This is a genomic window from Vibrio sp. Vb1127, from assembly GCF_033338735.1.
GTDB lineage: Bacteria > Pseudomonadota > Gammaproteobacteria > Enterobacterales > Vibrionaceae > Vibrio > Vibrio alginolyticus.
This window is the reverse complement of the sequence record NZ_JAWOTF010000003.1, coordinates 225,864-246,261: the sequence shown is the minus strand read 5'-3', so window position 1 is coordinate 246,261 and position 20,398 is coordinate 225,864. Positions and strand designations below refer to the sequence as shown.

The following is a 20,398-nucleotide window of genomic DNA, read 5'->3' as shown; positions in this document are numbered from 1 at the left end:
CAAAAATGATCAAAGGACTTTTAACATGACAACGAACAAACACCCCTCTCTGCTCGGAGAATGTTTGGCCGAGTTTATCGGTACAGGACTACTTATTTTCTTCGGCGTAGGCTGTGTTGCAGCCTTAGTTCTAACAGGCGCATCATTTGGACAATGGGAAATCAGTATTGTATGGGGCTTCGGTGTCGCCATCGCTATTTACTGTACGGCTGGCGTCTCTGGTGCACACATCAACCCTGCCGTTACCATCGCACTTGCTATGTTCCATGGTTTTGATAAGGCGAAAGTGGTGCCATACATTATCGCTCAAATGCTTGGGGCATTCTGTTCTGCTGCATTGGTATACAGCTTATACAGCAACCTTTTCACCGACTACGAAATCGCTCATAACTTCGTTCGCAGCAGCCAAGATGCACTAGCAACTGCTGGTATCTTCTCAACCTATCCGCATGCCTCCCTCTCTTTCTTTGGTGCTTTTGCTGTGGAATTCGTTATCACTGCTGTGCTGATGTTTGCGATTCTGGCTCTGGGCGATGAAAATAACGGCGCGGCACGTGGCGCAATGAACCCTCTATTAATCGGTATTTTGATTGCCGTCATCGGTGGTTCACTTGGTCCACTAACAGGCTTTGCGATGAACCCTGCTCGTGACTTTGGACCAAAGCTGTTCGCTTACTTCGCAGGTTGGGATTACGCTCTGACAGGTGCTAAAGACATTCCTTACTTTATCGTGCCTTTACTTGCTCCGATTGCAGGTGCGTGTTTTGGTGGTTGGTTGTATCCAAAAGCGATTGCCGCTTACCTTCCACAACAAGGCCACGGTTGTACGATTCCAAACCAATGTGAGACGGAAGAAGAAACAGAAGAAGCTAGAGCTTAAAACTGACGTAACTCGAACATTTACTAAAATATAAATAACGAAACAAAAGGATTCTTACCATGACTGAGCAAAAATACATTGTTGCCCTAGACCAAGGTACAACAAGCTCTCGCGCAGTGATTCTTGATCATGATGCGAACATCGTAAGCGTCGCGCAACGCGAATTTACTCAGATTTATCCAGAAGCTGGTTGGGTTGAACATGATCCAATGGAGATCTGGGCAACACAAAGCTCTACCTTAGTAGAAGCTCTAGCTAAGTCTGGCATCCGTAGCGACCAATTAGCGGCTATCGGTATTACTAACCAGCGTGAAACGACCATCGTCTGGAATAAAGAAACAGGTAAACCCGTTTACAATGCGATCGTATGGCAATGTCGCCGTACTGCTGATATCTGTGAAGATTTAAAAGCACGCGGTCTCGAAAACTATGTACGTGACAACACTGGTTTGGTGCTTGACCCTTACTTCTCCGGTACCAAAGTTAAATGGATTCTGGACAATGTTGAAGGCGCACGAGAAGACGCAGAAGCAGGTAAGCTGTTGTTTGGTACTGTCGATACTTGGTTAGTTTGGAAGATGACTCAAGGTCGCGTTCACGTAACCGACTACACTAACGCATCGCGTACCATGCTGTTTAACATCAACGATCTATGTTGGGATCAAAAAATGTTAGATGAGCTTGGCATCCCAGCATCTATGATGCCAGAAGTGAAGCGCTCATCGGAAATTTACGGTAAAACCAACATCGGTGGTAAAGGCGGTACTCGTATTCCTATTTCTGGAATCGCAGGTGACCAACAAGCGGCGCTTTACGGCCAAATGTGTGTTGAAGCGGGTCAAGCGAAAAACACTTACGGTACGGGTTGTTTCTTGCTAATGAATACTGGCCAAGAAAAAGTCACTTCGACACATGGCCTTCTAACTACTTTGGCTTGTGGTCCTGCAGGCGAACCAGCTTATGCACTTGAAGGCGCCGTATTCATGGGTGGAGCTTCTATCCAATGGCTACGCGATGAATTGAAAATCCTAAACGGTGCAGAAGACTCTGAATACTTCGCGACAAAAGTGGATACATCAAACGGCGTTTATGTCGTGCCTGCATTTACTGGTTTAGGCGCTCCATACTGGGATGCCTACGCACGTGGCACGATTGTCGGCCTTACTCGCGGTGTGAATTCAAACCATATCATCCGTGCAACATTGGAAGGCATCGCTTATCAAACTCGTGACGTACTGGATGCGATGCAAGCTGACTCAGGCATTAAGCTTGCGAACCTTCGCGTCGATGGTGGTGCAGTAGCGAACAACTTCCTAATGCAATTCCAATCCGATGTATTGAACACAGAAGTACACCGCCCTCAAGTAACTGAGGTTACCGCTCTTGGTGCAGCCTACCTTGCCGGCCTTGCAGTTGGTTACTGGGATAGCATTGATGAGTTGCAGAATAAAGCGGTACTTGATCGCACCTTTGAGCCACACGATGATGAAGAAAAACGCAATCGTCGTTACAAGGGCTGGAAACGTGCAGTGAAATGTGCACAAACCTGGTCTGAACTTCACGACGAAGAAGATTAATCTCATCTCCATAAGAAAAAAAGAGCGCCATTTGTGCGCTCTTTTTGCGCTTTATCCCCGATTCCTGAACTCGCTTACTTCTCACAACGAGCAAATTCGAGCACAATAGAGCTTCGAATTTGAAGCATTGGCCGTTACCAATGCACAAGGGAGTGGTAAGTGAAGCAAATACCTCGACACCAGCAGATTGTTGAGCTGGTGAAAAAACAAGGCTATGTCAGCACGGATGAGTTAGTAGAAAGATTCAATGTCAGCCCACAAACCATCCGACGCGATCTCAATGAACTCGCCGATGACAACAAAATTCGTCGTTATCACGGTGGAGCCACTATTCCTCTCAGTTCTGAAAACACATCTTACAACACGCGTAAAGCGCTCAACTTCAATGAAAAAGATGTCATTGCAGACGAGGTAGTCAAACACATTCCAGATGGTGCCACACTATTCATCGATATCGGCACCACACCAGAAGCAGTTGCGCGAGCGCTCAATAAAAACCATAAACAGTTGCGTGTTGTCACCAACAACATCAATGTTGCGACCATTCTTTTCCCTAACCCTGAAATCAAAGTCATCTTAGCGGGTGGAGAAGTCCGCAGCAGAGACGGCGGTATTGTTGGCGAGGCTACCCTCGATTTCGTTAAACAGTTCCGTCTCGACTTTGGTATTCTCGGCATTAGCGGTATCGACTTCGATGGCTCGCTATTAGACTTTGATTACCACGAAGTCCGGGTCAAACAAGCGATCATTGACAATAGCCGTAGTGTATTTCTTGCCGTAGACCACACCAAGTTCGGGCGCAATGCTATGGTGAAACTAGGCAATATTGCACAGCTCAACATGATCTTTACCAATAAGCAGCCACCAGAAGAAATCTTGTCAATTTTGAAGGAAGCTTCTATCCCACTTGAAGTGGTTGAAGCTAACGAATCAAACTCCGAAAACGAGTAACGTCAATCGTATAACTCCCCCTCAAATGACCTCTGTCTTAATTAGACAGAGGTTTTTTTTGTGTCTAAATCACACAAAACGCTCACAAACGAAAATAATAGATGATCACAAACGAAACCTGAGCTAGGATTACATTATGTTCTAAAATGCTCGTTCGCTCACCAAGAGGTCAAATTTATGAGTATACAAAATAATGCTTCCACTACTAGCTCATCCACTACCTTAGACTTGATCGTAATCGGTGGCGGCATTAACGGAGCTGGTATTGCAGCAGACGCAGCTGGCCGAGGTTTGAGTGTTGGCTTATATGAAGCACATGACTTCGCATCTGCGACTTCTTCAGCAAGTTCTAAACTGATACACGGCGGTTTACGCTACCTTGAACACTACGAGTTTCGTTTAGTTTCGGAAGCGCTCGCAGAGCGTGAGGTTATTCTTCGTAAAGCACCACACGTCGCATTACCAATGCGTTTCCGTTTACCGCATCGCCCATTCCTACGCCCAGCTTGGATGATTCGTTGTGGCCTTTTCCTTTACGATAACTTGGGTAAACGTACGACGCTGCAAGGCAGTAAAACCGTCAACCTTGCGAAATCTGGCTTGCTAAAACCAGAGATGAAAACGGGTTTCGAATACTCTGACTGTTGGGTTGATGATGCACGTTTAGTATTACTGAACGTTCTTGCGGCTCGCGAAAACCATGCTGAAGTGCGTAACTACTGCCGCGTGGAAAAAGCACACCGTGAAGGTGGTATCTGGCATGTTACTATTCACGATGTGATGACAGACCAACGTTTCGAACGTAAAGCGAAAGCGTTAGTCAATGCTGCGGGGCCTTGGGTAAAACAGTTCTTTGATGATGGATTAGAGCAAGCCTCTCCTCGTAACATTCGCTTAATCAAAGGCTCGCACATCGTTGTTCCTCGTATCCACAACGAACCGCAAGCCTACATTCTTCAAAACAAAGACAATCGCATCGTATTTATGATTCCTTACTTAGATAAGTTCTCAATCATTGGTACAACAGATGTGGAATACAAAGGTGACCCACGTGAAGTGTCGATCTCAGATGACGAAGTCGATTACCTCATTGATATCGTAAACCAACACTTTGTCCACCAGTTGACTCGCGAAGATGTAGTTTGGACATACAGCGGTGTTCGTCCTTTATGTGACGATGAATCTGACTCTCCGCAAGCAATCACACGAGACTACACGCTAGAGCTCGATGCGGAATACGACCATGCACCTCTGCTTTCTGTTTTTGGTGGTAAGTTAACGACCTACCGTAAGTTAGGTGAAGCAGCAATGAAGAAACTTGCTCCGTTCCTACCTGAAATGGGTAAAGACTGGACGGCCAACCAAACCCTTCCTGGTGGTAACTTCAGCTGTAGTCGTGAACAATTAGCGAAACAAATTCATGCTAAATACACTTGGGCGCCAGAAGCATTGATTCTTCGTTATGTCACTCAGTTTGGTACCCAAACGTGGAACTTAATGGAAGGTACAACAAGTGAAGCTGACTTAGGACAAACGTTCTCGACACAAGCCGGTGGTGTTTACCAACGTGAGATCGATTACTTAATGAACCATGAAATGGCAATGACCGATGAAGACATTTTATGGCGCCGTACTAAGCTTGGTCTTTACATGAACGAGGAAGAAAAACAGGCCTTAACGGACTATTTAAAGAAAAAGCTACAACAGAAAGTGGTTAATCTTTCTCAAGTTGGCTAACAGCTCCCCTCCCTCCCCCCACAATAAAGCCTGCTTAGTTGCAGGCTTTTTGTTTTGTTGTTTAAGCACAACACCTTGGTGCGCTCCACTCGATTGCAAATAAGAACAACTATTCATAGACATTTGGCATTAAATACAATCATACTCATTTGAAAAATAATGCATCAATGACTTCAGAGTACCGTACTCAGAGCATTGCCTCTCTATGGCAATGCAATTCTCGCGAAAGAAGTATCTTGAGGTTATTTTGGTATCGGCTCAAACAAGGAAAAGAAAATGGGTTTTATGATTGAACATTGGGACTTCTCAACCCCAGAAGCAACTCAACAATCCACCACGGCAGAGCAAATTCAAGCTAAGCATTGGTACCATTGCGAACGGCTGCATCCTGATATTCGTGGTTGGCTGGAGCAAAACCAAGTACCTCGAGCTACGGTTGATCATCTATTAGCCGACGAAAGTCGACCATCTTTCCATCCTTTGGATGACGAGAACTTCATGTTGATTTTACGAGGCGTCAATATGAACGGCAATGCATCACCAGAAGATATGCTTAGTATTCGAATTCTCTACTTTCAAGGCGCACTCATTTCAACTCGTAAAATTCCATCACGCGCGATCATGGAGATTCGCCAAGCATTAGCGGAACACAAAGGCCCAAAAAGTCTTGCCAGTTTACTTCATCAGATCATTGAAGGATTAAACAGTAAAATAGACATTTACCTTGATACGATTGAAGAAACACTAAACCAGTTCGACGTGAATGATGAGTCGACGTACAAACATATGGCGACTCAAAAAGCACTGATTTCTATCAAGCGTTTTATTCGCCCTCAGCAGTACGCTATCCGTGATCTTGTGGAGTCAGAATCAGAATTGATTGCTTTGAGACCTCATCAATATCGCTTCGCACACAATAATATTACGCGCATAAATGAAACACTTGAGTTTTATCTTGGAGAAGTGGCGCTTTTCCAAGAAGAGATCAAACATCATCGTGATGAGAAAACCAATAAAAACAGTTACCTGTTTACTTTGGTAGCAACGATTTTTCTACCAACCAGCTTCTTAACAGGTTTACTCGGTATCAATGTTGGTGGAATGCCAGGCGTGGAATCCACCATGGCATTCACCTGGTTCTGCATCGCCTTAATTGTCATTTTTGGTCTAGAGTGGTGGCTATTTAAACGCTTGGGGCTCACGAATAAAGCGGACGACGAAGACGAATAAACACTAAACCTATAAAGAACAAAAACCAAAAGAGGAGCACGCGGCTCCTCTTTTCTCTACTCACATTAGAATCTTATCCGGGGTGACCATCCACACGAGGGGTCACAAGCATCACACCAAAGCGCCACACAAATAGCCCAAACGCAACAATCCATAATCCCCCGCTGATATCAATCCACAGTATCATGTTCGCTGGATCAAAGATCACGGCGAAACTGCGAACCAAAGCTGCCGCGGTAATTGCTGCAAACGCAAGGCTCATGTTTGGCCCTTTGTAGATCATGCGACCAGTATGTCCCATCGTCACCCGTGTAATCATCGCTAAAATCAAACCGCCTAACGCACCTATCGCAAACAGGTGAATGAGGTTATGGCTGGCAAATGCATCTCCCCAGACGCCTCGCAAAATTAAGCTTAGTGGTAAACACAAATACGCAGCATGCAGCGACCACACTAAAGGCTCGCTCAGGGTTAACCAAGGTTTCCAGCGAACAAAACGCACCAACTGAGCAACACCTGCAAATAGCATCAAAGGACTACCTAGTTCTGCAAACGTCACAGGGAAAAAGCTCAGCACAAATAGCATTACCAATGGCAAGTTCGCGAACCACTCTAACCAAGCCAATGGTTGCGCTTTTTCGAAATTAAATCGACGCGCAGTAAAAAATGGAATCACACGTCCGCCCATCACTGACAACAGCAAGGTAAACCACCACAGCATTGCTTGCCACACCGCTGAAGAGCTAAAGGGCGGCATACCTTTTATCGTTGCGTAGCTTGCAAAGTTCGCAAAGATGGCTAAAAGAAACAGTGGAACGAAAAACAAATTACGCCAACCTTTGGCTCGATACACACGAATGCCCACCTCATAGGCGACAAACAGTAAAAATACCGCTTCGATACTGCTGGTTAACCATAACGGTGCTGGTGTCCAAAGCAATATGCGGGGCACTAACCACAAGCCAAATAAAGCCAGAAGCATGTAATGCTTGGTACCATTAATGCCAGTCCAGTTTTGTACCGCGGTCAGTACAAAGCCAACTACAATGGCCATCGAAAAACCGAACAACATTTCATGTACGTGCCACCACAATGCAGGCACGGCTAATGCGTTTGGCTGTCCGCCTTGGAACATCCACACCCACAACGCAATCGCAACAATGGCGTAAATCGACCCAAACAGAAAAAACGGCCGAAAGCCTAATCGCAGCCATGCGGGGATTTTTTCTTCCACTTTTTTATCGGTGATATTCAGCATTATCTTGCCCTCAAGCGTCTCTTGATGCTGGTTGACTCAACTACAATATTGATGCTACCACAAACATGCATAAAAAATACATGTTTATAATTAAGATTATACTTAAGAGGTAAAGTTGTGCTTCAGAGGCGGGTTAGGTATAAACGGTGAGAGACACAACCATCAGTTAAGGGATGCAACGAAGATGTACATATTTGGCTATGGCAGTTTGATTAATTCTGCGTCACGTAAGTTAACCGGACAAACGGGAGAAGCCATTCCCGTCATTGCTCATGGACTGGTGCGCTACTGGGGGAAGATTGACGACAGCTACAGCCTCTCTCCATTAGTGGTGAACCAAGGCGATGGACAGGTTAATGGCGTTTTACTCGAAGTGAATAAAGAAGCGCTCGCAGAATTCGATCGCCGTGAGCGAGGTTATCATCGTATTCAACTGCAGCCAGATCAAATCGAAACAGATGCGAGTTTTAACCAAGAACACGACATTTGGGTTTACGTAAAAGACGAGCCACTACCACCATGCGCAAAGAGCCCAATCATGCAAAGTTATGTTGATACCGTACTGGCAGGTTGCTTGGAAGTTTCCCACGCGTTTGCAGAGCATTTTGTGCGTCACACCATTGGCTGGCAACACGCGAAAGAAAATGACCGCCACCAACCCAAATATGGCAACCTTGCAGGCGTACAAGATCACCATTATGAGTTGATTGATAATCTGATCAAAAAAGGAGCCTAACGGCTCCTCTTTAGTATCTATGTTTTGCTTACGCAAGCTTAAAACTTGTAATCAACACCAACGTACAGGCTGTCAAAATCAAAATCTTCGCTGCCACCGTTTTCGGCATCAATACTTACCGAAGAAGCACGGTAGCCACCAGATACAACCAAACCTGAAGCGAACTCATAACCAGCCTCAACACCGTAGTTAAAGCCTACATCACGACCATCATCGGTAACAGTGCTAGATGATTTCACTTCATAAGAAACACTCATTACACCAAGGCCAGCAATCGCACCAACATAGAAGCCTGTACCTGCAAATTGGTATTTAGGCTTCGCATTGAAATTGAACGCAGAAGCATCAACACTAAATTTAACCGGCCACCCCATGTAAGAAAATGTTTCTTCAAAGTCGCCAAAGTATATGTACTCACCTTCAAAAGCTAGTTTGAAGTTTTCTGAATATTGAAGCTCTTTACCTACAGCAAGGCTAAGACCTGTCGCAGAAAAATCTTTTGACAAGCTTTTAACTTTAAGATCTGAATTTACCAAATCAGCACCAACATACCAGTTACCTTTTGCTTGAACTGATGCTGAAGCAACCACTGCACCTAAAGCCAATAATGGCAATACTTTTTTCATTATAATTTCCTAATTTTTCATACTGTTAGACAGCTTTTAAAAGCGCGGAGATTATAAATAGAGTTGAATACTTTCCTATTGATTTGTTTATAAAATGAGACACAAAACATAAACATGAACAATAAAACGTTTGCTTGATTAAACTCTAAACAGCTCGAGTCCTATTAAGTACTAGAGTTACCACAAGTAGCAAGTTTCCAAACCAGTCGCGTTTTTCAGTATTTTTACAGCAATATAATCCTTACGTTTACGGCTTTATTTATTACTCAATAGAGTCTATTTCATGAAAACAATTTGGCTTGATATGATGATTTAAAGTGTTTAGGACTGTCTTACTAAAGGTTTGTGCATATCTAAGTAGCTGTTTAAAATAGTCAGATTATTGAGCTCACACTTGGGCAGTGCCAACGGGAAATTTACATGGCAAAGCTAAAAGATATCGCCATTGAAGCAGGCGTCTCACTTGCAACCGTATCGCGGGTTTTGAACAACGACCCAACGTTGAGCGTTAAAGAAGAAACCAAATACCGCATTTTGGAAATTGCAGAAAAACTGGAGTACCGCACCAGTAGCTCGAAGAAAGGCATCAAAGAAGCTAAGCAAAAACATCACTTTTTAGCCTTATATAACTACAAACAAGAAACAGAGGTGAATGACCCTTACTACTTATCAATTCGTCATGGGATTGAAACGCAATGCGACAAATTAGGTATTACGCTAACCAATTGCTATAACAGTGAAATTGATGTTGAAACGAAAAAGATAACAGGTGTCCTTTTAGTCGGAAATGTCGACCAAAAGGTAGTAGATAAATTACCTAAACGTCTAGCCGATAGCATTTGCTACATAAACTTTTCAGATCCAACCTGCCCTTATGATTGCGTTGATGTCGACCTTATTCGAATCAGTAGGCAAGTAGTTGATTTCTTTGTACAACGAGGCCACCGCCGCATCGGTTATATTGGCGGTCAAGACAAGCACGACGCAGCTGACACTCGTGAAAATGTGTTTTTGGACTATGGCTATCTAAAAGGCGTGGTCGCAGAACATGATATACACTATTGTGCCTGCTCTAGTTTGTCCGGTTATAACTTAGCGAAAGAGATGCTAGCCAAAGGTGACTTCCCGAAAGCAGTATTCATTGATTCAGACTCCATCGCGATTGGCATAGTACGTGCAATCCATGAATTTGGCTTAAAGATACCAGAGGATATTACGCTGATTAGTATGAATGATATTCCTACTGCTCGCTTTACCTTTCCGCCGTTGTCTACAATTCGTATTCACTCTGAGTTGATGGGAACTCAGGGAGTGAACTTACTAGTGGAAAAATACCGAGATGGACGCTTACTCCCTCTTCATGTATACGTTCAAACAGAGCTTAAACTACGTGGTACAACTCAATGATACCTTTTCCATTAATCTCTTTTATGAATTAAATCTGGAACATCCCCCCCTAACCCAAGATATTCATTTTGCACAATCAGTACTGTTTCGGCGTAACGCCGATAACTCAGCGGGTAGTAAGAAGTTCAACAACAAATCACTCTAAGCACCATGAGTGCCCCAAATGTTTATCATTTAGAGGTGATGGTCGAAGAAACCAACTCGCGTAGCCAAATGCCTTTGTCTTCATTGTTTCGGCTGGAATGCCACAGCATGGCAATATCAAAATCCGCAACGGCGATCGGCGGCTTAACAGTAATGAGATCGTCCGAAAAGCCCTCCGCCAACGCCATTTTTTCTGGCACGATGGCAATGAGATCGCGCTTTTTCAATAGATGCCGAATAGTGAGAAAGTTGCGCGACGCCACGGTGACTTTGCGGCTCAAGCCATGTTCTGCGAGCTTTTGGTCTACTTGTGTCTTTAAGCTCCCATCGGGACTTACCAGAGCTTGCTCGATGTTCGCGAACGCTTCCAGAGACAGCTGTGTTTCCCCTTTCAACACCTGTTTATCACACATGCACACGTGTTTTTCGGTGTACAAGTACAAGCTCTCAAAGTTGTCATCCAACACCGGCATGCTGCCAATAATGACATCGAGCTTTTCGTGCTCAGTTAATGCCACGTAGTTGCTACGATTGACGTTAATAAAACTGATCTGCGCCTCTGGGGCGCGCTGGCGTATTTCGTCATAAAGCCGAGGAGCAAAGATAAACTCGGCATAATCCGTTAACCCGATGCGACATACACCCGCGTAATTTTTAGGCTGGAAGACAGACTTAGTGAGCAAGTCTTTGGCAATAGAATCCAACAAATGATGCACGATTGGCGCGATGTGGTGAGCGTGCTCGGTGGGCTCCATCTTGTGCCCTTTTCGCTCAAAAAGCGGGTCGTCAAACAACAACCTTAAACGAGACAAACTATGACTCATCGCCGACTGGCTAACGTAACTTTTCTCTGCCGCGACGCTAACGCTTCGATAGCGATACAAGTAGGAAAACGTCACCAATAAGTTCAAGTCAATGTTGCGCCACTGAATGTCCTCTTTCACTCCAACATCCTCATCCCATTTTATTCATAGATGAAATTAAAATCATCAATTTGAGTCATTTTAGAGCATTCGATAAATTAGCAACAATGCTTTTTAGATAAACAGGCTCGACATGTTCACCATATTCAAAACTTTTTTCTGGCTGGGTTGGTTCAGCTTCGGCGGCCCGGCGGCTCATATTGGTTATTTTCGCCAAACCTTTGTTGAGAAACTGAAATGGCTTGATGACAGCGAGTACGCGCAAATTGTCGCACTCAGTCAGTTTTTGCCGGGACCGGGCTCAAGCCAAGTTGGCTTTGCTTTAGGTTATAAACGCGGCGGTTTAGGTGGCGCATGCGCAGCATTTGTCGGATTCACGCTTCCTTCGGTGATCATCATGTTGGCGCTGGCGATGGTGAGCAGCCAAATCACCGACACCGCAGTGCTCCAAAACATCGTTCACGGCCTAAAACTGCTCGCAGTCGTCGTCGTGGCGGATGCGACTTGGGGCATGTACAAAAACTTCTGCCAAAGTAAACTGACCGCGGGTTTGTGCGTCGCGACTGCGATTGCGTTGCTGGTGGGACCAAACATCATGACGCAAATGTTCGTGTTGATCGCAGCAGGTTTTGTCGGTACGCGATATCTGAAGAAAGACTCCGCGTCATCAGCCGAGCCGTTTAAACCGTCTATCGCGCCATTGGCTCTATTTGCGGTGCTTTTACTCGGCTTACCATTAGTGGCTCATACGTTACCTTTGCTTGGGCTGTTTAGTGATTTTTTCCAAGCTGGTAGTTTAGTGTTTGGTGGCGGTCATGTGGTGCTGCCGCTTCTGCAAAACATTGTTGGCGACCAGCTCAGCCAAGATGCATTTTTAACAGGCTACGCCGCTGCACAAGCTGTACCGGGGCCAATGTTCACCTTTGCGACTTTTATCGGTTATGAGCTTTCGGATACGCCAATTTTAGGCGCTCTGATCGCAACGCTTGGCGTATTCCTCCCAGGGTTTCTTTTACTGCTTGGCGTTCTTAAAAACTGGCAAGCACTGGCAGGCAAACCGCTGGTCTCCGGCGCCATCAACGGTGTAAATGCCTCGGTAGTAGGGTTACTACTCGCGGCACTTTACCAGCCAGTATTTAGCAGCGCAGTTGTTGCTCCCATCGACATGGCGTTAGTGATTGCGGGTTTCTATCTACACAAAAAGCTCAACCTTTCGGTACTATGGATGATCGTGTTTTTTGTGGCAGCAGGCCTTGTCACGGGCATGATGTAGCCTGCTGATACGCCAACTATTGAATCTAGATAAACCACGGGCACTCAAATACGAGTGCCCTTGCTTAGATTAGATAGTGAAAACGGAACAGACCCCGATAAAAAGAGCATCACAAATTGTGACTTAACTTCTCTCGGTTAAGCCATTGTTCATTCTTACCAACTTAACCGCATCATGACGAGAATGGACATCGAGTTTTTTGTACAACTTGTATATATGGCTTTTCACTGTACTTTCAGATAAAAAAAGTCTTGAAGCAATTTGTTGATTTGAAATGCCGTACACAAGTAGCTCTAGAATCTGTTTTTCTCTGCATGTTAACTCATCATGCTGCTGTTCTTCGGACAAATTTGCATGCCGATAATTGAGGACTAACTTCTCTAGGTACATTCTTGGTAGCCACAACCCACCTTTCAGTACGTATTCCGCGCCATCACATATATGTGTCACTGATGCACTTCGGAGCAAAATTCCTTTTAACAACTTCCAATGCAGTAAGTCCGTTTGTACTTTTTCACAAGGGACGTTGTGAAGCATAAAGGACCACCCAAATAGATCAAAATCTGGTAACTTTCCTTGTACTTCAAGCTGACGCATAAAATCGTAATCAATAAACATCAAATCGATACTGAGTGAGTGACTTCTGAACACCACTTCATCTGGTTGCATTATCTTTACATCGACATCATGAATGGAAGACAGCTGTTTTTTTATTAAGTTACTTTGTAAATTACTCTCAGCTAGCAGTATCAAGTGCTTCTTTTCCATAGTCCCACCACATTAACTTACCTGTTTCACCAACCCCCGTTAGAAAATTAATTGGGGATAGCAAAGAGAATTTATCTTCATTTTAAGTAGAAAATATAGCACTTCAGAATGATATCGCATTGCTTTTCAGCACCGAAAAAGACTTAAAAAGTATGAACATGTTATATTTTTATCCATACTTTTCAACCTGTGTTAGCATAAGGATATGATTTATAATATTAAATAATAAAGATAATAATTGGATAAAATACCATTTATAAAAAATGGATGACTGCTCCGCTCAGTGCAATAGAACGAATTACTTCTTTATATTGGCTTCATTTCATACTTGATGAGTACTTAAAGTAAATACAAAAAATAACATTATGATTATGTTATTTTTTTCTTTAACACCTTAAAGAGACGCACCTAAATACTCCCTTCCAGCCTGAATCATTCTCAATAATGAGAACAGCTTTCACTGATCCTTTCTTATAATTTCATCGCTTCCCACAACATTTGAAGGAAGCAGCAAGAAGTTAAGTGCAGTCATTTTTAATCAGGAATAACAGGAAATGGAGTAATCGTTATGACTCTAAACAAAACAGGGCTTGCTTTAGCAATGTCAGCAATTTTATTTAGTGGCTCTCTAATCGCGAATGAGATCGATGATGGAGACGACAACATGCAATGGACTGACAGCGCTAATACCGATATCGGTTTATCTGGCAGCTTCAATGATAACAGTGACAATAGCGCATCTCTCGGTGTTGGTGATAGCTTCAACGACAACAGCGATAATAGTGCGTCACTAGGTATTGGTCATAGCTTCAACGACAACAGCGACACTGACAACAGTGCAACTCTTGGTGTTGATGACAGCTTTAATAACAACAGCGACAACTCAAACTCGAGCACTAACACAGCTCAAAGCCACAACGACAATAGTACGTCTAACGCTAACGACAACAGTACCAGTGCTGATCTTGATGTGAGCCTAAATAGTGATAGTAGTGATTCAAGTACTAACACAAATAGAAGCCACAACGACAACAGCGACTCTAGTACTACTGTAAGACGTAGCAACAACGACAACAGTGACTCTAGTATCAACAGTAGCTTTAACGATAACAGCGATAATCGTAATCAAAGCGACAACCGTAACCAGAGTGATAACCGTAGCTACGCTGATTCAAGCACAACAAACTCGAACAGCTTTAACGACAATAGTAACTATCAAAGTGACTCGAGCTCAACAAATGTTGATAGCTTCAATCAAGTCCATATGGATACAGATATGGTTGTTGCGAGCTCAAGCCTAATGGGTGGTGTTACAGGTGCATCAGTTATTTATGCAACTAACGCGGATGATACTCGAGTTCGAGTTGAAAACATGAACACCCTTGGTGGTCTTGGTGGTGCGGCTGGTATTACTACCGTTGGTCAGAATGCTGGTTCAAATTCACTTGTACAACAATCTGTTACAACTAATGCAAGTGTGTTTACTGGGGGTGAGTAACCGACTAGTAGGAGAAAGCGATGCGTTTGGCAATCTGTACTTTGAGTATGATAGTTGCCTGCACTGCACTCGCTGATGACATTGCATTATCTGGCGGAGAAGTTAGCTTGGATATCATGAATGAATCAAGAGGTGGACAAAATGTTGAACTCGACTTGGTTTATGCAGAATCAGATATCAATGGTATTTCGTCAGATAATGTCGCGTCAAACACCGTGAGTGGTAACAATATACTATCAAGTGGAGCGTTCGCAGACAGTTCGGGTATATCCAACGTAATTCAGAACAGCGGAAACAACGTTTTAATCCAGAACTCTACCGTCGTTAACCTGACACTCAAGTAAACAATATGAAAGTATTAAATAACGTAATTTGGCTGATGCTCGTTTATTCAGCATCAGCCATTTCATTAGAACTGCTACCTTACCGAGCACATTACTCTGTTCCTGTTAAAAGCTACAAAGAAATAGTGTTCGGTGATGTTTTTCGCCAACAGTATGACTTCAGCTGTGGCTCTGCCGCCCTGGCTTCTCTTCTCACTTTTCATTATGCAACAGAGTCATCTGAACAAGATATCTTCAAAAGCATGTTTGAAAAAGGTGATAAAGAAAAAATCAAAGAGAAAGGTTTTTCTTTGTTGGATATGAAGTTTTACTTGGATTCCATAGGGTTACGTTCTGACGGCTTTCAAGTAGGATTGGAGAAAATTAAAGAAGTCGGCGTCCCTGGGATTACTCTCGTTAATTTCGATGGGTATATGCATTTTGTTGTCATCAGAGGTATAAACAATCACTCAGTTATTCTAGGAGACCCTTCTAGAGGAACCATGATAATGAAACTGGATGAGTTTGAAAAATATTACCAAGGAATTGTGTTACTGGTCCGTAACGAAGCGGAAATGGGAAGGTCTAGCTTTATAACCAATGATAATTTCACCGTATATCAAAGATCACCATTAAAAACAGGAGTGTCTAGAGATTCCTTAGGGGTATTTAGCATTACTCTCCCAGTTTCCGGTGAAAATTAATATAACATTGTTTTAAATAACTTTAAGAACTAAACAACCTGAAAGGCCTGCATTATGAACTACAATAAATTTTTGTTAGTGCTTTGTATGCTAATACCTCATTTTAATGTGAATGCTAAAGATGTTGGCCTGCAAGAACTTACTCCTCTTTCAAATTTATCTTTAGAAGAATATCGAGGTGGCTTCCAAATTACGGACGAGTATATTATTAATATTGGATTAAGCATTACTACGACTATAAATGGCGATGATATTTTGAACACAAACATTGCCAACTTAGTAATTGAAAATGGTAATTTAAAAAACATTAGCGCAAATAGTGAAAATCAAAGTGGAGATATTTTCAACCAGGGTATTGTTAACATCATACAATTTGGTGAAGGAAATATTATTGGAGATGATTCTATAGATTCACCCAAAATGCCTTCGTCTCAACATCCTAATATAATAAGTTCAGACTTTATAAATTCAAGTATTATCAATATTATTCAAAACACGAAAGATAACAGTATTATTGGACTTAGCACGCTCGTAGACATTGATGCTCAAGTAAATGGGGTAATACGGGAAATCAAAGCAAACCAACAATTAGAAGACGCCTTATTGAACCACCTTCAATGAGCATTTCCATTTTTATCTGAAAAATTGTCACGTTAAGCTTCTTTGATATTAGAAACGACTGATATCTATGATTACATACCAAAAGAAAGGTAGATATATCAATAGGCCACCATCATTTTAAGAATATATACCTACTTTATCCAATATAATCCAATCAATTTATAATGCGAACACTAGGCGCTAACGATAAATTAGGCCCAAGACTCAAGGGCCTAATATCCATTTTACAAATTAAAAGGTACTCGTACTGTTAATTGAAAGTCGGGAGTATCTTCTGTAAGACCAGCTTGAGCACTAACATTGATAGATGAGCGTTCACTAAAGGCATAGTTTATACCAAAAGTTAATGCATCTAATTGAAGCAACTTAGCATCATCTGCCGATCTGCCATTTACTTTGCTTTTTAAAATAGTTTTATGGCTAAGTCCTAAAGAGAATGAAAGATCAGGATTCACCGCAAACCCCATTCCTCCTGAAAGAGAAATAGTGTCTCCAAGTTCAACATCAGCTTTTGTGTCGCCAACTGTAACAGTATCCTCTAAGTTATAAATATAACTTAGACTAGCGAACAAGACCGCAGGATCAACAGGGTGAATAAGAGATAAATTAGGCTCAAAACTCCAAAAACCCGAACCTGTAGGGACATCACTAAATGAGTTGCTTCCATCTTCAATAGAAACATCATAAGGCGATCGTCCTGTATCCGACTTTACTCTAAGGCCACCTACCCAGTATGGCGCAGACTCAAAGTTAAACTGGTGCCTCAATGCGAACTCTACATCACCAAGCCCTCCGCCATCCACCGTTGTGTTTACTACTTCACTGTTTGAACCATCTTGAATGGGGCGCGTAGAAACTTGGTCATTACGATACACATACGGCACTCTAACTTCTAACTCTGTGGCGTTTGTTAAACCGTACCGAGCAGTTAATCCAACGGTTACTGTAGTCCTATCCGAATCACTCACTTCAATTCGCCCAACAATCAGAGTTGGTAAGACTGTATACCCAACAACAGATACTTTGTTTGAAGAGTTTTGTGTATAGCTTAAAGACGAATCAAATGACCATTTACCTTTAGGTGTGAGAACGCCTGGGCGCTCAATAACATCACCAACCGTTTGGGCGCGCTGAGGAATATCATCTCCTTCAGCACCATATGCATTCCCCGCAATGAATAAACTACAAAGATAGGTACCCAGTAAAGTCTTCCGTAACATCACATCTTTCCTTTTGCTGATGATCGTACCCAAGTAATCTCAGGCAATAGCTTGAGGTGAAGCTCCTAACTTTCCAAAGTAAGATTAGTATAGCTACTTCAAAACCACGACATACCTTTAAGTTTGGCGCTTTGAAGAAATTAGGAGACATTTATACTTATCTTCAACACTAAGCCACTAGTTAATAAATAATTAGGATAGATTCTATGTTTTCGCAATATTATTAATAAAATAAATTGCTTACCTGTGCTCTTAGTATGAAGTCGATATGACATAACAGCTGAAAAGCCTGTTCTCTTTTGCGTAGCATCAATCACATTGCTTTTTTAGATCGAGTCGCTCCGACTTCAACCATAACTAACGCTATCTTCCCCACATATTTCATCAAAATGCATTCCCGTGTCGCGATTTAACATGCTAAAGTTAACAATGCGTTAACAATTATAAATACAATGAGAAGACATGGAGTCACTTAAAATGAATCAGCCGAATCTAAATAGCGCTGCTGGTTGCGCTCTCCCACCACCAAATGAAATGATCCTCAAATGGGCTCAAGAGCGTCCAAATGAGGTCTACCTAAAACAAATTATTAACCGACAATTTGTTGAGTACACATTCTCTGATGTTGCAGATCAAGCCTTAAAACTTGTCAGCGCACTACGCTCACTTGGTGTAAAGCCTGGCGACAAAGTCGCATTAGTATCTAAAAACTGTGCAGAATGGTTTATTTGCGATCTTGCTATGATGCTTGGTGACTATGTCAGTGTGCCAATCTTTCCTACCGCCGGTGCAGACACCATCGAATACTGTGTGACTCATAGTGAAAGTAAAGCGATCATTGGCGGAAAACTCGATGATCCCAAAGCAACTCAGCAAGTCATTGATGCTATGCCTGAACTCATTAGCATCGCTCTACCTTATGACACGGCACCAAAGTGTAAGCACGAATACCAAGCGCTCATTGCTGATGCAGTGCCAAGTAAAGAGCGTCCGCAGCATTACGATGACAAGCTAATGTCGTTGGTGTATACCTCAGGCACATCAGGGTTACCGAAAGGCGCGATGCTAACTTACGGCGCATTCAGTTGGTCTGTTCAGCAACTGATCAATCATATTGGTATCCAAGAAAACGACCGATTGTTCTCTTATTTACCGCTCGCTCATATTACAGAGCGTGTTTATATCTTCGGTTCATCGATTATGGGTGGCGTGCCAACAGCATTTCCAGAGTCACTGGACACTTTTATCGAAGATGTGAAGATGCACCGACCAACTCTGTTTATCTCCGTCCCACGATTATGGACGCTATTCCAGCAACGTATTCAAGACAAACTTCCACAGAAGAAGCTCAATATTCTGTTGAAAATCCCATTCGTCAATTCTTTGATCAAGAAAAAGCTAGCAGATGGTCTAGGTTTAGATCAGGCTCGAGTATTAGGCTGTGGCTCTGCACCTGTCTCGCCAGCGCTGTTGGAATGGTACCACTCAGTGGGCCTTGATATCACAGAGGCTTGGGGGATGACGGAATCATTTGCCTACAGCACGCTCAACTACCCATTTAGAGCTGACAAAATCGGTAGTGTCGGTAATGCAGGACCAGGCATTGAGTTAAAAATCGCAGCTGATGATGAAATCATGGTGCGTGGCAAAGGGCTATTTTCTGGCTACTACAAAAATGACATTGCCACCCAAGAGTCTTTTGATTCAGAGGGCTGGCTACACACAGGCGATATCGGCGCTATCGACTCAGATGGTTATCTAACGATTCAAGGCCGTAAAAAAGATAACTTCAAAACCGCCAAAGGTAAATTTGTCTCTCCGGTTCCTATCGAGAAAAAGCTTTTCGAGTACAGTCGCGTAGAGATGATGTGTCTCATCGGTTTAGGGCTACCCGCTCCGATTCTTTTGGTTGTGCCACATGACTTCCCTAACTTTGATCGAGAGCGATACGCACGTACCACACGTAAAGTTATTGCCAGGATGAATCAAGAACTCGCCTCTCATGAGCAAATCAAAGGTGTGTTAATGATTAAAGAACCTTGGAGTATAGAAAATGGCGTACTGACGCCAACGCTTAAAATTAAACGTCATGTGCTCGAACAAAAGTATCATGAGATAGGCCACAATTGGCCAAAAGATGAATTGGTCGTGTGGGAAGAAGACTTGTAATTTTGCTTGCACTCCTCAACACCATTGGGGAGTGCAACTTAACTTTGAGCTTGAATCAAACTCATAAACTACTCTCTCCAGAATGGCTTACTCACTTCACAACTAATCTCCCTTTCACCTAACCCAATATCGTCCCAAAGGTGCTTTGGTAACTCTCTCAAGTGACGACGTGTCTTATAGTTCCTTCTCCAAGCCGCCAGTTTAGAATAAATTAACTGTAACCCGCTCTGATGGGCAGTAGGTATAGTACGCTCACAAGTGTGTGTCATGTTTTCCATTTCAAAGATCCCTATACAATGTTGACCACTTAATAATCAGCGACTACGCTGATATCCTCAAACGATAGAATCTGC

19 protein-coding genes are annotated in these 20,398 nt (G+C 43.0%); 13 read left to right on the top strand and 6 right to left on the bottom strand.

Annotated elements, in window-relative coordinates; translation table 11 throughout:
* Positions 1–25 precede the first annotated feature (25 nt).
* From R7H07_RS07225 to R7H07_RS07205, 5 genes are all read left to right on the top strand, one after another.
* Positions 26–880 (top strand): MIP/aquaporin family protein, encoded by an 855-nt coding sequence (locus R7H07_RS07225; RefSeq protein ID WP_005380195.1) that lies wholly within the window; start codon positions 26–28, stop codon positions 878–880.
* 59 nt (positions 881–939) lie between these two features.
* Complete coding sequence (gene glpK, locus R7H07_RS07220) at positions 940–2,457, top strand: glycerol kinase GlpK (protein ID WP_005380193.1); 1,518 nt, start codon at positions 940–942, stop codon at positions 2,455–2,457.
* Between the two features lie 159 nt (positions 2,458–2,616).
* Complete coding sequence (locus tag R7H07_RS07215; RefSeq protein ID WP_005380192.1) at positions 2,617–3,408, top strand: DeoR/GlpR family transcriptional regulator; 792 nt, start codon at positions 2,617–2,619, stop codon at positions 3,406–3,408.
* Positions 3,409–3,585: 177 nt separating this feature from the next.
* The gene (gene glpD, locus R7H07_RS07210; protein WP_005391703.1) at positions 3,586–5,145 is read left to right on the top strand and encodes a glycerol-3-phosphate dehydrogenase; all 1,560 of its coding nucleotides are present in this window, start codon (positions 3,586–3,588) and stop codon (positions 5,143–5,145) included.
* Between the two features lie 276 nt (positions 5,146–5,421).
* The gene (locus R7H07_RS07205) at positions 5,422–6,375 is read left to right on the top strand and encodes a CorA family divalent cation transporter (RefSeq protein ID WP_005391702.1); all 954 of its coding nucleotides are present in this window, start codon (positions 5,422–5,424) and stop codon (positions 6,373–6,375) included.
* A 73-nt stretch (positions 6,376–6,448) separates the two neighbouring features.
* Here the strand turns inward: R7H07_RS07205 and R7H07_RS07200 are convergent, their stop codons facing one another.
* On the bottom strand, positions 6,449–7,633 hold the full coding sequence (locus R7H07_RS07200; RefSeq protein WP_005391701.1) for an NnrS family protein: 1,185 nt from the start codon (positions 7,631–7,633) through the stop codon (positions 6,449–6,451).
* A gap of 184 nt (positions 7,634–7,817) precedes the next feature.
* Between R7H07_RS07200 and R7H07_RS07195 the strand changes: the two genes are divergently transcribed.
* A complete protein-coding gene (locus tag R7H07_RS07195; RefSeq protein ID WP_042521366.1) occupies positions 7,818–8,369 on the top strand; it encodes a gamma-glutamylcyclotransferase family protein in 552 nt (183 codons plus the stop codon).
* Between the two features lie 38 nt (positions 8,370–8,407).
* On the opposite strand, the gene R7H07_RS07190 is transcribed toward R7H07_RS07195, so the two are convergent.
* The gene (locus R7H07_RS07190; RefSeq protein ID WP_017636001.1) at positions 8,408–8,995 is read right to left on the bottom strand and encodes an outer membrane beta-barrel protein; all 588 of its coding nucleotides are present in this window, start codon (positions 8,993–8,995) and stop codon (positions 8,408–8,410) included.
* A 420-nt stretch (positions 8,996–9,415) separates the two neighbouring features.
* Here R7H07_RS07190 and ebgR point away from each other — a divergent pair, with 420 nt between their 5' ends.
* Positions 9,416–10,402, top strand: coding sequence for a transcriptional regulator EbgR (gene ebgR / locus R7H07_RS07185; protein WP_025768213.1), 987 nt, complete (start codon positions 9,416–9,418; stop codon positions 10,400–10,402).
* Positions 10,403–10,572: 170 nt separating this feature from the next.
* Here the strand turns inward: ebgR and R7H07_RS07180 are convergent, their stop codons facing one another.
* Positions 10,573–11,490: a LysR family transcriptional regulator gene (locus R7H07_RS07180; RefSeq protein WP_052484234.1), complete on the bottom strand. Its 918-nt coding sequence runs from the start codon at positions 11,488–11,490 to the stop codon at positions 10,573–10,575.
* Positions 11,491–11,602: 112 nt separating this feature from the next.
* Here R7H07_RS07180 and chrA point away from each other — a divergent pair, with 112 nt between their 5' ends.
* A complete protein-coding gene (gene chrA / locus R7H07_RS07175; protein ID WP_206959596.1) occupies positions 11,603–12,742 on the top strand; it encodes a chromate efflux transporter in 1,140 nt (379 codons plus the stop codon).
* Positions 12,743–12,865: 123 nt separating this feature from the next.
* Here chrA and R7H07_RS07170 read toward each other — a convergent pair whose 3' ends face one another.
* A complete protein-coding gene (locus R7H07_RS07170; protein WP_005380169.1) occupies positions 12,866–13,510 on the bottom strand; it encodes a helix-turn-helix transcriptional regulator in 645 nt (214 codons plus the stop codon).
* Between the two features lie 568 nt (positions 13,511–14,078).
* On the opposite strand from R7H07_RS07170, the gene R7H07_RS07165 reads away from it, so the two are divergent.
* The 4 genes from R7H07_RS07165 to R7H07_RS07150 are packed head-to-tail and all read left to right on the top strand — an operon-like array spanning position 14,079 to position 16,656.
* Positions 14,079–15,008: a hypothetical protein gene (locus R7H07_RS07165; protein ID WP_005391691.1), complete on the top strand. Its 930-nt coding sequence runs from the start codon at positions 14,079–14,081 to the stop codon at positions 15,006–15,008.
* 20 nt (positions 15,009–15,028) lie between these two features.
* Positions 15,029–15,352, top strand: a complete 324-nt coding sequence (locus tag R7H07_RS07160) for a hypothetical protein (RefSeq protein ID WP_005380167.1) — start codon at positions 15,029–15,031, stop codon at positions 15,350–15,352.
* A gap of 5 nt (positions 15,353–15,357) precedes the next feature.
* The gene (locus tag R7H07_RS07155) at positions 15,358–16,035 is read left to right on the top strand and encodes a C39 family peptidase (protein WP_033905563.1); all 678 of its coding nucleotides are present in this window, start codon (positions 15,358–15,360) and stop codon (positions 16,033–16,035) included.
* Between the two features lie 54 nt (positions 16,036–16,089).
* A complete protein-coding gene (locus tag R7H07_RS07150; RefSeq protein WP_042521364.1) occupies positions 16,090–16,656 on the top strand; it encodes a hypothetical protein in 567 nt (188 codons plus the stop codon).
* 224 nt (positions 16,657–16,880) lie between these two features.
* On the opposite strand, the gene R7H07_RS07145 is transcribed toward R7H07_RS07150, so the two are convergent.
* Positions 16,881–17,876, bottom strand: a complete 996-nt coding sequence (locus R7H07_RS07145) for a transporter (protein ID WP_005380160.1) — start codon at positions 17,874–17,876, stop codon at positions 16,881–16,883.
* A 477-nt stretch (positions 17,877–18,353) separates the two neighbouring features.
* On the opposite strand from R7H07_RS07145, the gene R7H07_RS07140 reads away from it, so the two are divergent.
* Complete coding sequence (locus tag R7H07_RS07140) at positions 18,354–20,045, top strand: AMP-binding protein (RefSeq protein ID WP_025768211.1); 1,692 nt, start codon at positions 18,354–18,356, stop codon at positions 20,043–20,045.
* A gap of 68 nt (positions 20,046–20,113) precedes the next feature.
* On the opposite strand, the gene R7H07_RS07135 is transcribed toward R7H07_RS07140, so the two are convergent.
* On the bottom strand, positions 20,114–20,314 hold the full coding sequence (locus tag R7H07_RS07135) for a DUF1127 domain-containing protein (protein WP_224721253.1): 201 nt from the start codon (positions 20,312–20,314) through the stop codon (positions 20,114–20,116).
* Positions 20,315–20,398 lie beyond the last annotated feature (84 nt).

Coding starts and splice junctions, on each gene's coding strand:
- R7H07_RS07225 (WP_005380195.1), top strand. CDS start 26: ATGACAACGAACAAACACCCCTCTCTGCTCGGAGAATGTTTGGCCGAG.
- glpK (WP_005380193.1), top strand. CDS start 940: ATGACTGAGCAAAAATACATTGTTGCCCTAGACCAAGGTACAACAAGC.
- glpD (WP_005391703.1), top strand. CDS start 3,586: ATGAGTATACAAAATAATGCTTCCACTACTAGCTCATCCACTACCTTA.
- R7H07_RS07205 (WP_005391702.1), top strand. CDS start 5,422: ATGGGTTTTATGATTGAACATTGGGACTTCTCAACCCCAGAAGCAACT.
- R7H07_RS07200 (WP_005391701.1), bottom strand. CDS start 7,633: ATGCTGAATATCACCGATAAAAAAGTGGAAGAAAAAATCCCCGCATGG.
- R7H07_RS07195 (WP_042521366.1), top strand. CDS start 7,818: ATGTACATATTTGGCTATGGCAGTTTGATTAATTCTGCGTCACGTAAG.
- R7H07_RS07190 (WP_017636001.1), bottom strand. CDS start 8,995: ATGAAAAAAGTATTGCCATTATTGGCTTTAGGTGCAGTGGTTGCTTCA.
- ebgR (WP_025768213.1), top strand. CDS start 9,416: ATGGCAAAGCTAAAAGATATCGCCATTGAAGCAGGCGTCTCACTTGCA.
- chrA (WP_206959596.1), top strand. CDS start 11,603: ATGTTCACCATATTCAAAACTTTTTTCTGGCTGGGTTGGTTCAGCTTC.
- R7H07_RS07170 (WP_005380169.1), bottom strand. CDS start 13,510: ATGGAAAAGAAGCACTTGATACTGCTAGCTGAGAGTAATTTACAAAGT.
- R7H07_RS07165 (WP_005391691.1), top strand. CDS start 14,079: ATGACTCTAAACAAAACAGGGCTTGCTTTAGCAATGTCAGCAATTTTA.
- R7H07_RS07160 (WP_005380167.1), top strand. CDS start 15,029: ATGCGTTTGGCAATCTGTACTTTGAGTATGATAGTTGCCTGCACTGCA.
- R7H07_RS07155 (WP_033905563.1), top strand. CDS start 15,358: ATGAAAGTATTAAATAACGTAATTTGGCTGATGCTCGTTTATTCAGCA.
- R7H07_RS07150 (WP_042521364.1), top strand. CDS start 16,090: ATGAACTACAATAAATTTTTGTTAGTGCTTTGTATGCTAATACCTCAT.
- R7H07_RS07145 (WP_005380160.1), bottom strand. CDS start 17,876: ATGTTACGGAAGACTTTACTGGGTACCTATCTTTGTAGTTTATTCATT.
- R7H07_RS07140 (WP_025768211.1), top strand. CDS start 18,354: ATGAATCAGCCGAATCTAAATAGCGCTGCTGGTTGCGCTCTCCCACCA.
- R7H07_RS07135 (WP_224721253.1), bottom strand. CDS start 20,314: ATGACACACACTTGTGAGCGTACTATACCTACTGCCCATCAGAGCGGG.